Raw genomic sequence first — 11,455 nt, 5'->3', positions numbered from 1 at the left:
GCGGGCGCGGGCGGGGCCGAGCCGGCGATGACCGTCACCGACCCCGAGCCCGAGCCGATCCCGGCGGCCGCCCCGGCGCCGGCGCCGCAGGCCGAGACGGTGCCGCCGGCCGAGGCGATGCGCAAGCCGGTCATCGCCGATCAGGGCGACCTCCTGCCGGTGCGCCCGGATGTCGAGCCGCCCGAGGAAGAGGCGGTGAAGATCGCGGGGAAAAAACGCTGATCCCCCCTTTTCGGCCGCGCCGGAACCTGCTATCCGGCGCGGCACATGGAATGCCGGTGTAGCTCAGCTGGTAGAGCACGTCATTCGTAATGATGGGGTCGGGGGTTCGAGTCCCTTCACCGGCACCATTTCCTGCGGGAATGGTCAAATATCTCAATACATTCCATGGCATGCAGTCCCGTCCGGTGCACATTGAAGCACAGAAGGGGCACAGATGCGGCTTGTCTTGAAGCATGTCGAGAGAGCCCGATCGGATCTTTCCGGTCACGGCGACGGGTTTCCAGGGACATCTCGGGAATCATCGGCACGCGAGCCTTCATGCGGAAGCAGGGGGCGACCGGGAAGGAAACCCTTCCTGCCTGTCGGCCAAAGCCGCTATCGTCAGGGCGGCCCTTCCATTCCCGACATGCCGGGCGGCCGCTTGGATTGGTGGTCCGGCCGGGGCCTGCGCCGCCGTCGCGGCATGTTTCCAGCAGAAAGCCCCGATCCCGCCTGCCATGAGACGCAGGCGCTTGTCTCGGCGGTCGACCCGCCATGACCAGCCGCGGCGCACCGGACCCGGCACCATGCTCTTCCGTGCTTCTCTGTCGGGGGGGCATGCAGACAAATCGGTTTATTTCTTGTTGGACACAACCCTGAATTGCGTCTAAGAGGGCTGAAGTCCTTGTTTGTGTATCAGCCGTTACGCTGGAAATGTGGGCGCCGGATGTTGCTGCGGGAGGGGATTGTCCATGGCAATTCGTCTTATCCGATCTTCACCGCGCAGCATCCGGACCATATCGAGGCCGGCCGGCGGGGGTGACCTTCGCCCATGCCGGCCTCGACTCCGGCAATCGCCTGGCCCGGCCCTGCCGAGTGCGGGCCGCGGCCCAGGGCGATGGACGGCTATTTGTGCTGAACCACTGCACCGACTGGTTCCGGCACGATGCGATCTTCCCCGTCATCAAGACGACCCGCCCCGCGCAACGACGGCCGCGATCACCTCCCGCCCCAGCCGCTGACCCGCAACCTAAGGTGGTGCCCCTTGTGCCGGACACATGCCGCCTGAGCCGGGCCGGCGTCGTCCCCGATCCGACCAGCCTCTGTCGGCCGGCTTCCGAAGGCTCGGAATCACCGTCGCGCCCTTCGGAACCAGCAGCGGAACGCAGAGGCGGAACAAGGCCACTGCCAGGGGCGTCCTGATGGATGCCGGCCTCGCCTCCGACGCAGAGGGCAAGATCGTCGCCACGCCGAACGGGTCCGACATCTTCGACGGCGCGCGGGCGGTGATTGGCTGCCCGGCCCGATCATGGTGATCCGCCATGCCATACCGCGATCCGGCCGATGCCCCGGGCCCTGACTGACGCGGCCGGCAGCGGCCATGGCGCCCATCGCGATCCGCGGCCCCGGCCCCGGGAACCTTGGTCTGGACCGTCCTTTCCGCATGCCATCCGCGCAACGAATCGCAACGAAACCACCGGGCTTGGGCGATTTCCTGTGGACATGGCGGCGATCGTCGCAAAACTGCCCGGCAGGCGGATCAGCAGAGGCGAGCCATGACCCTGACCATCGACGAGGCCCTGACACAGGGCGGTGCGGGCCGTTTCCAGCAGCGGCTGCTGGGCATCTTCGGCCTGGTCTGGGCGGCGGATGCGATGCAGGTCATCGCCATCGGCTTCACCGCCGCCTCGATCGCCGCCAGCTTCGGGCTGACCGTGCCGCAGGCCCTGCAGACCGGCACGCTGTTCTTCCTGGGCATGTTCGCGGGCGCGACGCTGTTCGGACGCATCGCCGACCGGATCGGGCGGCGCAACGTGCTGCTGCTGACGGTGGGCTGCGACGCGGTCTTCGGCCTGGCCTCGGTCTTTGCGCCGGATTTCTGGTCGCTGCTGCTGCTGCGCTTCCTGACCGGCATGGCGGTGGGCGGCACGTTGCCGGTCGATTACGCCATGATGGCCGAGTTCCTGCCGCCCCGCAATCGCGGTCGCTGGCTGGTCTGGCTGGAGGGGTTCTGGGCCATCGGCACCATCATCATCGCCCTGACCGCCTGGATCGCGCATCTGAACGGTGCCGCCGAGCCCTGGCGCTGGATCTTCGCCATGGCCGCCCTGCCGGCGCTGATCGGCATCTGGCTGCGGCTCTGGGTGCCGGAATCGCCGATGTATCTGCTGCGCAAGGGCGACGAGGCCGGGGCGCGCGCGGTGATCGACCGGGTGCTGACCGCGAACGGCGCCCGCGCCCTGCCGCAGGGCACCCGGCTGACCGCGCCGCCCGCCGCGACCGAGGCGCGGCTCTTCGGCCCCGAGCTGCGCAACAGCAGCCTCGGCATCTTCGCCGCCTGGTTCCTGGTCTCGCTGTCCTATTACGGCGTCTTCGTCTGGCTGCCGGCGGAACTGGCCAGGGGCGGCTTCGGCTTCGTGCGCGGCTATGGCTTCCTGGTGCTGATGGCGCTGGCGCAGCTGCCGGGCTATGCGCTGGCGGCGCATGGCGTGGAAAGCTGGGGCAGGAAGCCCACCTTGCAGATCTTCCTGCTGCTCAGCGCTGCAGGCTGCTTCCTTTTTACCCTCGCCGGCAGCCCCTGGCTGGTCGCGGCGGCGCTGCTGCTGATGAGCTTCGCGCTGCTGGGCACCTGGGGGGCGCTTTATGCCTATACGCCCGAGCTTTACCCGACCGGCTTGCGCGGCACCGGCATGGGCACGGCCAGCGCGGTGGCGCGGGTGGGCGGGCTGCTGGCGCCCTCGCTGATGGGTCAGGTGGTGGCGCGCGGCTTCGGGCTTGCCATCGGCGTCTTCGCGGCGCTGCTGCTGCTGGCTGCCATCGGCACGCTGTTCATCCGGGCCGAGACCCGCAACCAGTCCATCGTCTAGGGCCGCGGCCCCCCGCTGCACGATCCGGCCCGGAACCCCCGGCGCCGGCCGGGCCGGGCGGCCTTTGGCGCATCGAATCTCTTGCGCGTTGGAAATCAACGATTATTCTTGCAGCGGACCGGGGACGTTCTGCTCCTGGTCGCGGGCGGGCCCGGCCCGCCCTCTGCGGGAGGCACTTTTCTGATCCATCCGTTGCCGAACACGATCATGCCAGAGGCCTTGGCGCAATTTCCCGGCGGCCGGCGATGCGGCCGGCCCGCCATTCAACGCATTTCCTGGACGAGGAACCACCCATGTTGAAACCCGCCCTGCTGGCGCTTGGCCTGACGCTCGGCCTTGGCGCCTGCTCGAGTACCTGGGAAACCGCCTATGAACAGCTCGACCCGGCGCAGACCGCCGGCTGGCGCGTCGCCTCGGTCGAGGTCGCGGTGCCCGAGACCCTGACCACCAGCGAGGAAAACAGCTACGCCCCCGATTACGACATCGTCTGGCATGGCGAACCGGCCGGCGACCGTCGCGCCCAGGCCGCGGCCATCCTGCGCGAGGGTATCGAGAAGGGCGCCGCCGGCCTGCATGGCAAGACCCGGGTGCGCATCGTCGCCACGCTGGGCCAGTTCCATGCCGTGACGCCGATCGTGCGCGAGACGCTGCAGAATTCCGGCGTGCACAACATCCAGTACAGCCTGCAGGTCTTCGACGCCCGCAGCGGTGTCGCGCTGACCCAGCCGCAGCAGATCAAGGCGGAATTCCCGGCGCTGGTCGGCAAGGCGGCGGATGCGGCCGAGGCCAGGGGCCAGACCCAGCGGGTGCAGATCGTCAACCAGATCGCGCTGGTGACGCAGAACTGGCTGGGCAGCGGCCCCGATCCGCGCGGCAGCTTCCAGCGCCGCGGCCGCTGAACCTTAGCGAAATCGACGGAAATCTCCGGCCGGCCCTTGCGGGCCGGTCCTTTCTTTGGCAGGGGGCGGATATGGCAAGCGTATCCGAACTTTACGAGGCCCGCGTGGCGACCGGCCGGCTGGCGCCCGATGCGGCGCAGCGCGGCGTGCTGCCGGTGCTGGACCGGCTGGTGCGGGACCTGGCGGCCGCCCCCGCCGCGGCGCCGCAGAGGAACGGCTGGCTGTCGCGGCTGCGTGGCACCGCTCCGGGGCCCGCGCCGGCGGTCAGGGGGCTCTATCTCTGGGGCGGCGTGGGGCGCGGCAAGTCCATGCTGATGGACCTGGTGATGGAGGCGGCGCCGCTGGCCGCCAAGCGCCGGGTGCATTTCCACGAATTCATGCAGGAGATCCAGGCGGCGCTGGAGGGGGTGCGCAAGACCGGCCAGCAGGACGCGGTGCGCCCAGTGGCGCTGGCGGTGGCGCAGCAGGCGCGGCTGCTCTGCTTCGACGAGATGCAGGTCACCGACATCGCCGACGCGATGATCGTCGGCCGGCTGTTCCAGGTGCTGTTCGAGGAGGGGGTGACCGTGGTCACCACCTCGAACCGGGTGCCCGAGGAGCTTTACAAGAACGGCCTGAACCGCCAGCTGTTCCTGCCCTTCATCGCGCTGTTGCGCGAGAGGCTGGAGGTGGTCGAGCTGGCCAGCGCCACCGATCACCGCCAGAACCGCGACGAGGGCGGCGGCCAGGTCTGGTTCACCCCCGCCGACACCGCGGCGCATGACCGGATGGATGCGCTGTGGCGGCAGGAAACCGCCGGCGCGCCGACCCCGCCGCTGCTGCTGGAGGTCAAGGGCCGCCAAGTCGAGATCCCGCAGCATCTGGGCCGCATCGGCCGGGCGGGCTTCTGGGATCTCTGCGGCAAGCCGCTGGGCCCGGCCGATTATCTGGCCATGGCCGAGGCGCTGGACCTGCTGTTCATCGACTCGATCCCGCGGCTGTCGCAGTCGAACTACAACGAGGCCAAGCGCTTCGTCACCTTGATCGATGCGCTCTACGAGGCAAAGGTGCGGCTGATCGCCAGCGCCGCCGACGAGCCGGAACGGCTTTATGCCGAGGGCGAGGGCGCCTTCGAGTTCGAGCGCACCGCCAGCCGCCTGCGCGAGATGCGCGATGCCGGTTGGGGGCGGTCGTAAAGGAGGGGGCGCTGCCCCCGGCCTTCGGCCTCCCCCGGAGTATTTCCGGAACGAAGAAGCCGCACGACTTTTCCCGCATGGCGGAGAGGGGCTGTTTCCGTTTGGAAAATACCCCGGGGAGTCCCGCAGGGACGGGGCGGAGCCCCAACCGCCGCGCGCAGGCGCGCAACCTGGAAAACGGTGGCGCTCCTTCAGCCGTTGTCGCGCAGCACCTGGCCCGCGAGATAGAGCGAGCCGCAGATCAGGATGCGCGCGCCGGGATGTGCGGCGGCGAGATCGCGCACCGCCGTGAGCGCATCTGGTGCGGTCGCGGCGGCAAGCCCGACCGAGGCGGCGGCCGCGGCGGTCTCCTCGGCCGGCAGCGTGTTCGGCTCGCCCGGGATCGCTACGGCGGTCAGGCTTTGCGCGACGCCTGCCAGCGGCCGCATGTAGCCGGCGACGTCCTTGGTGTTCAGCATGCCGCAGACCAGATGCGTCGGCTTCTTCGCCATGGCTGAGAGCGTCGCCGCAACCGCCTCGCCGCCCGCCGGGTTGTGGCCGCCGTCGAGCCAGAGTTCACAGCCTTCTGCCGCCTCGACCAGCGGGCCGCGGCTCAGGCGCTGCATGCGGGCCGGCCATTCCGCCTCGGTCACCGCGGCGCGGGCCTCGATGCGGCCGAAGCCCAGCTCGCGCAGCGCGGCGATGGCGGTGCCGGCATTCACGATCTGATGCGGGCCGGGCAGCACCGGCAGCGGCAGGTCCATCAGCCCGTGGTCGTCCTGGTAGATCAGCGCATCGCCCTCGCGCCGGCTGTCCCAGTCCTGGCGGGCGATGCGCAGCGGCGCAAACAGCCGCTCGGCCTTCTGCTCGATCACGTCGCGGGCGACGGGCTCTTGCGGGCCGACGATGCAGGGCACGCGGCGCTTGAGGATGCCGGCCTTTTCGCCGGCGATCAGCTCCAGCGTCTCGCCCAGGTATTGCGTATGGTCGATGCTGATCGGGGTGATGACGGTCAGCGCCGGGTCGTCGATCACGTTGGTCGCGTCCAGCCGGCCGCCAAGGCCGACTTCCAGCAGCGTGTAATCGGCGGGCGTGCGCGAAAAGGCCAGGAAGGCCGCCGCCGTGGTGATCTCGAAGAAGGTGATCGGCGCGCCGCCGTTCGCGGCCTCGCATTCCTCCAGCGTGGCGGCCAGATCGGCCTCGGGGATCAGCTCGCCCGCCAGGCGGATGCGCTCGTGGAACCGCGCCAGATGCGGCGAGGTATAGGCATGGACGCGCAGGCCCGCCGATTCCAGCCCGGCGCGGATCACCGCCTGGGTCGAGCCCTTGCCGTTGGTGCCGGCGATGTGGATCGCCGGCGGAATGCGGCGTTCCGGGTTGCCGAGCGCCGCCAGGAGGCGGTGCATCCGGTCCAGCGACAGGTCGATGACCTTGGGATGCAGCTGCATCAGCCGCGCGAGGATGGCGTCGGAGGAGGTCATCGCGATGCCGTCCGGCTCAGGCGGGCTTGCCGTCGGCGGGGGGCGCTTCGGCTTCGGGCTGCGGCGCGGCGATGCTGCCCGGCGCGGGCAGATCGCCCGCCACCGGCGCCGGCAGGCCGCCCAGCATGCGCAGGATCGAGATCAGCTCGTCGCGCAGCTGCTTGCGATGCGTCACCCGGTCCAGCATGCCGTGGTCCAGCAGGTATTCGGCGCGCTGGAAGCCCTCGGGCAGCTTTTCGCGGATGGTCTGCTCGATCACCCGCGGGCCGGCGAAGCAGATCAGCGCGTTCGGTTCCGAGATCTGGATGTCGCCCAGCATGGCATAGCTGGCGGTCACGCCGCCGGTCGTCGGATGGGTCAGCACCACGATATAGGGCAGCCGCGCCTCTTTCAGCATCTCGACGGCGACGGTGGTGCGGGGCATCTGCATCAGCGACAGGATGCCTTCCTGCATCCGCGCGCCCCCGGCGGCCGAGAACAGCACCAGCGGCCGCTTGAGCTTCACCGCGCGCTCGGCCGCGGCGATGATGGCGTTGCCGACATACATGCCCATCGAGCCGCCCATGAAACTGAAATCCTGCGCGGCGGCGACGATCGGGGTGCGGCCGATCTCGCCCTCGGCGACCAGCATCGCCTCTTTCTCGCCGGTGGATTTCTGTGCCGCCTTCATGCGGTCGGGGTATTTCTTCTGGTCGCGGAAGCCCAGCGGGTCGGTGACCGGCTCGGGCACCTTGACCTCGTTGAAGACGCCGCCGTCGAACAGCGCGGCAAAGCGCAGCCGGGGCGAGATCGCCAGGTGATGGTCGCAATTCGTGCAGACGTTCAGGTTGTCCGACAGTTCGCGGTGGAACAGCATGGTCCCGCATTCCGGGCATTTGGTCCACAGGTTCTCGGGCACCTCGCGGCGCGAGAACAGCGAATTGATGCGCGGACGGACATAATTGGTGATCCAGTTCATCGGCGGGCCCCTGCGCTCGGTTCAGGGCGTGACTTAGGCAAATCGGCGCGGAATTGCAATTCCGCAGCGCCCGGGCTTTGATGCGGGCCATGTGGACCCAGATGTTCGTGTTCCTTCATTATGCGATCGCGCTGGCGGTGTCGGTGCGGGTGCTGCTGCGGCCGCGGCTGGAGCCGACAGTGCGCCTGTCCTGGATCCTGGTGATCGAACTGGTGCCGCTGGTCGGCATCCTGGCCTATGTGCTGTTCGGCGAGATTCGCATGCGCGGCGCCGAGGTCGAGACCATGGCCAATGTCCGCGCCCGCCTGTCCGGCCTGTGGACGCCCAGCCCCGAGGCGGTCAAGCGCCCGCCGGAATTCGCCGCGCCGGTCATCGCCGCGAATCGCGCCACCGGCGGCTTCTCGGCGGTGGCCGGCAATCGCGCCACCCTGCTGGCCGAGGACGACAGTGCCATCGCCGATCTGGTGGCGGCCATCGACGCGGCGCGCGACCATGTGCACCTGCTGTTCTATATCTGGCTGGACGATCCCTCGGGCCGCTCGGTGGCCCAGGCGGCGATCCGCGCCGCCGGCCGCGGCGTGAAGGTGCGCGCCATCATCGACGCCTTCGGCTCGCGCGCCTTCGGCTATTCCGAAAGCTGGCGCGCCATGCGCGAGGCCGGGGTCGAATGCGTCGAGGCGCTGCCCCTGGGCCTGCCGATCATCGGCGGGCTGTCGCAGCGCATGGACCTGCGCAACCACCGCAAGATCGTGGTGATCGACCATGTGCTGGGCTTTACCGGCAGCCGCAACTGCTCGGACAAGGCCTTCGCGATCAAGCCGCGCTTCGCGCCCTGGATCGACGTGCTGTTGCGCCTGGAAGGGCCGGTGGTGCGGCAGATGCAGGCGGTCTTCCTGCAGGACTGGATGAGCTACACCGGCGAGGACCTGGGCGACATGCTGCAGATGGCGCCGCCGGTCATGGCGCCCGGCGCGCTGGCCCAGGTGATCGCCACCGGGCCGGACGACCGCCAGGGCTCGCTGTCGGATTGCATGACGACGATGATCTATGCCGCGCGCGAGCGGCTGGTGATCACCACCCCCTATTACGTGCCCGACGCCTCGCTGGATTCGGCGATCCGCACGGCGGCGCGGCGCGGCGTGGACGTGACGATGATCCTGCCGGCGTGCAATGATTCGCTGGTGGTGCAGGCCACCTCCGAAGGGTTCTATTACGGCCTGGTCTCGGCAGGGGTGAAGCTGATGCTGTTTCCCGACGGGCTTCTGCATTCCAAGATCATCACCGCCGACGACGAGATGGCGATGATCGGCAGCGCCAACATGGACCGCCGCAGTTTCCAGCTGAACTACGAGATGAACATGCTGCTGGTCGGGGCCGAGGTGACCGAGCTGCTGGACGAGCGCCAGCAGAGCTACATCGCCCGCTCGCGCCGCATCGACCTGGACGAGATCCGCGGCTGGTCGATCCGGCGGCGGTTGCGCAACAACCTGTTGGCGCTGGCCGCGCCGATCCTGTGACGGAGGAGCATGATGACCGACGAACCCGAAACCGACCTGGCCCAGGGCAAGATCGTGGACGGCGCCCCTGCGCTGCCCGAGGCGGAGCTGCGCGCGGCGCTGGACCGGCTTCCCGGCTGGGAGCTGGCGGCGGATGGCAAGGCGATCTGCCGTGAATGGCGCTTCAAGAGCTTCAAGGCGCCAGCCGCCCTGGCCAACCTGGCCGCCTGGCAGGCCGAGGCGGCGAACCACCATCCCGACATCGCCTTCGGCTGGGGCTTCGCCCGCGTCACCTACTCCACCCATTCGGCGGGCGGCGTGACGATGAACGACCTGGTCATGGCCGCGCGGCTGAACGCGGCGACGGCCTAGCACAACCGCAAGGTGTTTTCGCCGCCTTGGGCCTTGCCCCCCGGGCGGTCCAGCCCTATCCAAGTCGCCAGCCAGAGGATGTCGCCATGAAGAACAGCCGTTTCGACAAGTCGTCCCTGCCCAGCCGCCACGTCACCGAAGGCCCCGCCCGGGCGCCGCAGCGCAGCTTCTTCTATGCCATGGGCATCACCGAGGAGGAGATCCATTCCCCCTGGGTCGGTGTCGCCACCTGCTGGAACGAGGCCGCGCCCTGCAACATCGCGCTGAACCGCCAGGCGCAATCGGTCAAGCAGGGCGTGAAGAAGGGCGGCGGCTGCCCGCGCGAATTCACCACCATCACCGTCACCGACGGCATCGCCATGGGGCATGAGGGGATGCGCGCCAGCCTGGCCAGCCGCGACGCCATCGCCGACACGGTCGAGCTGACCATGCGCGGCCATTGCTACGACGCGCTGGTGGGGCTGGCCGGCTGCGACAAGTCGCTGCCCGGCATGATGATGGCGATGGTGCGGCTGAACGTGCCCAGCGTCTTCATCTATGGCGGCTCGATCCTGCCCGGCCGCTTCCACGGCCGCGACGTGGTGGTGCAGGACGTGTTCGAGGCGGTGGGCCAGCACGCCGCCGGCAACCTGCCCGATGCCGAGCTGGAGATCCTGGAGCGCGTCGCCTGCCCCTCGGCGGGGGCCTGCGGCGGGCAATACACCGCCAACACCATGGCCTGCGTATCCGAGGCGATCGGCCTGGCGCTGCTGAACAGCTCGGGCGCGCCGGCGCCCTACGAGTCGCGCGACCAGTACGGGCTGGCCTCGGGCGAGGCGGTGATGGCCCTGATCGAGAAGAACATCCGCGCCCGCGACGTCGTGACCCGCAAGGCGCTGGAGAACGCGGCGCGGGTGGTGGCCTGCACCGGCGGCTCGACCAATGCCGGGCTGCACCTGCCGGCCATCGCGCATGAGGCGGGGATCGAATTCGACCTGTTCGACGTCTGCGACATCTTCCGCGACACGCCCTATTTCGTGAACCTGCGCCCCGGCGGCGATTATGTCGCCAAGGATCTGTTCGACGCCGGCGGCGTGCCGGTGGTGCTGCGCGAGCTGCGCAAGGCGGGGCTGATCCACGAGGATTGCCTGACCGCCTCGGGCCGCAGCATGGGCGAGGAACTGGACCTGATCGCGCGCGAGGCCGACGGCAAGGTCATCCACCCGGTCAGCGCGCCGCTGTCGCGGACCGGCGGCGTGGTCGGGCTCAAGGGCAACCTTGCCCCCGACGGGGCCATCGTGAAGGTGGCGGGCATGGCGCCCGAGGACCAGGTCTTCACCGGCCCGGCCCGGGTCTTCGACTGCGAGGAGGAGGCCTTCGCGGCAGTCATGCGCCGCGACTATGCCGAGGGCTGCGTGATCGTCATCCGCAACGAGGGTCCGGCCGGCGGCCCGGGCATGCGCGAGATGCTGGCGACCACCGCGGCGCTGTCGGGGCAGGGCATGGGCAAGAAGGTGGCGCTGATCACCGACGGGCGGTTTTCCGGCGCGACGCGCGGCTTCTGCGTCGGCCATGTCGGTCCCGAGGCGGCGCATGGCGGCCCCATCGCCCTGCTTCGCGACGGCGACATCATCACCATCGACGCCATCCGCGGCGCGCTCTCGGTGGCGCTCTCCGACGAGGAGCTGGAGCGGCGCCGCGCCGAATGGCCCGGGCCGCGCAAGACCGATTACGCCTCGGGGGCGCTGTGGAAATATGCCCAGCTTGTCGGCAAGGCCCGCTACGGCGCTGTCACCCATCCGGGCGCGGCGGCGGAAACCCACGTCTACATGGACCAGTGACAGGCTGACCGGCATGGTGATGCGTCCCCGCAAGTGGATCGAACGGAAAACCCGCGCCCGGGCCCTGCGCCATTGGCGGGCGCTGGCCGAGGAGGCCGAGATCCTGGGCCCGGGCCGGCTGCGCGGCCTGCGCGAGGAGGCGCTGGCGCTGCGCGCCGGCCTCGACCGTTTCCTGCTGCGCGCCGACCGCCGCGTCGCCCGGGCCCG

The 11,455-nt window shown here is 69.6% G+C and carries 9 protein-coding genes, 1 tRNA gene and 1 pseudogene; 9 read left to right on the top strand and 2 right to left on the bottom strand.

What is annotated here, in order from left to right:
- The 5 genes and pseudogenes from I9P22_RS20650 to zapE form a co-directional block, all read left to right on the top strand.
- Positions 1–222: pseudogene (locus tag I9P22_RS20650) on the top strand (heme biosynthesis protein HemY); the annotation flags it as partial.
- Between the two features lie 52 nt (positions 223–274).
- Positions 275–350, top strand: a tRNA-Thr gene (locus I9P22_RS20645).
- A 1,407-nt stretch (positions 351–1,757) separates the two neighbouring features.
- Positions 1,758–3,068, top strand: coding sequence for an MFS transporter (locus I9P22_RS20640; RefSeq protein ID WP_199261680.1), 1,311 nt, complete (start codon positions 1,758–1,760; stop codon positions 3,066–3,068).
- A gap of 293 nt (positions 3,069–3,361) precedes the next feature.
- Positions 3,362–3,967 (top strand): DUF6778 family protein, encoded by a 606-nt coding sequence (locus I9P22_RS20635; protein WP_199261678.1) that lies wholly within the window; start codon positions 3,362–3,364, stop codon positions 3,965–3,967.
- Between the two features lie 71 nt (positions 3,968–4,038).
- Positions 4,039–5,142, top strand: a complete 1,104-nt coding sequence (gene zapE, locus I9P22_RS20630) for a cell division protein ZapE (RefSeq protein WP_199261676.1) — start codon at positions 4,039–4,041, stop codon at positions 5,140–5,142.
- Positions 5,143–5,333: 191 nt separating this feature from the next.
- On the opposite strand, the gene I9P22_RS20625 is transcribed toward zapE, so the two are convergent.
- Together I9P22_RS20625 and accD are read right to left on the bottom strand one after the other, a co-directional pair.
- On the bottom strand, positions 5,334–6,602 hold the full coding sequence (locus I9P22_RS20625) for a bifunctional folylpolyglutamate synthase/dihydrofolate synthase (protein ID WP_199261673.1): 1,269 nt from the start codon (positions 6,600–6,602) through the stop codon (positions 5,334–5,336).
- Positions 6,603–6,618: 16 nt separating this feature from the next.
- Positions 6,619–7,560, bottom strand: coding sequence for an acetyl-CoA carboxylase, carboxyltransferase subunit beta (gene accD, locus I9P22_RS20620; RefSeq protein WP_199261671.1), 942 nt, complete (start codon positions 7,558–7,560; stop codon positions 6,619–6,621).
- 101 nt (positions 7,561–7,661) lie between these two features.
- Between accD and cls the strand changes: the two genes are divergently transcribed.
- The 4 genes from cls to I9P22_RS20600 form a co-directional block, all read left to right on the top strand.
- Entirely contained in the window at positions 7,662–9,077 is a 1,416-nt protein-coding gene (cls, locus tag I9P22_RS20615) for a cardiolipin synthase (protein ID WP_233253509.1), read from the top strand.
- Between the two features lie 12 nt (positions 9,078–9,089).
- The gene (locus I9P22_RS20610) at positions 9,090–9,428 is read left to right on the top strand and encodes a 4a-hydroxytetrahydrobiopterin dehydratase (RefSeq protein WP_199261669.1); all 339 of its coding nucleotides are present in this window, start codon (positions 9,090–9,092) and stop codon (positions 9,426–9,428) included.
- A gap of 86 nt (positions 9,429–9,514) precedes the next feature.
- A complete protein-coding gene (gene ilvD / locus I9P22_RS20605) occupies positions 9,515–11,248 on the top strand; it encodes a dihydroxy-acid dehydratase (protein ID WP_199261668.1) in 1,734 nt (577 codons plus the stop codon).
- A 13-nt stretch (positions 11,249–11,261) separates the two neighbouring features.
- On the top strand, positions 11,262–11,455 hold a 194-nt coding region (locus I9P22_RS20600), incomplete at its 3' end, for a DUF6478 family protein (RefSeq protein ID WP_233253508.1).

The organism is Paracoccus binzhouensis (genome assembly GCF_016446475.1).
Taxonomy (GTDB): Bacteria; Pseudomonadota; Alphaproteobacteria; order Rhodobacterales; family Rhodobacteraceae; genus Paracoccus; species Paracoccus binzhouensis.
The sequence above is the reverse complement of the archived record's forward strand: the minus strand, read 5'-3'. Positions and strand labels throughout refer to the sequence as shown.

What these genes read in the sequence shown, in the direction of transcription:
- I9P22_RS20610 (WP_199261669.1), top strand. Translation starts at nt 9,090, where the DNA reads ATGACCGACGAACCCGAAACCGACCTGGCCCAGGGCAAGATCGTGGAC.
- I9P22_RS20640 (WP_199261680.1), top strand. Translation starts at nt 1,758, where the DNA reads ATGACCCTGACCATCGACGAGGCCCTGACACAGGGCGGTGCGGGCCGT.
- cls (WP_233253509.1), top strand. Translation starts at nt 7,662, where the DNA reads ATGTTCGTGTTCCTTCATTATGCGATCGCGCTGGCGGTGTCGGTGCGG.
- zapE (WP_199261676.1), top strand. Translation starts at nt 4,039, where the DNA reads ATGGCAAGCGTATCCGAACTTTACGAGGCCCGCGTGGCGACCGGCCGG.
- accD (WP_199261671.1), bottom strand. Translation starts at nt 7,560, where the DNA reads ATGAACTGGATCACCAATTATGTCCGTCCGCGCATCAATTCGCTGTTC.
- I9P22_RS20635 (WP_199261678.1), top strand. Translation starts at nt 3,362, where the DNA reads ATGTTGAAACCCGCCCTGCTGGCGCTTGGCCTGACGCTCGGCCTTGGC.
- ilvD (WP_199261668.1), top strand. Translation starts at nt 9,515, where the DNA reads ATGAAGAACAGCCGTTTCGACAAGTCGTCCCTGCCCAGCCGCCACGTC.
- I9P22_RS20625 (WP_199261673.1), bottom strand. Translation starts at nt 6,602, where the DNA reads ATGACCTCCTCCGACGCCATCCTCGCGCGGCTGATGCAGCTGCATCCC.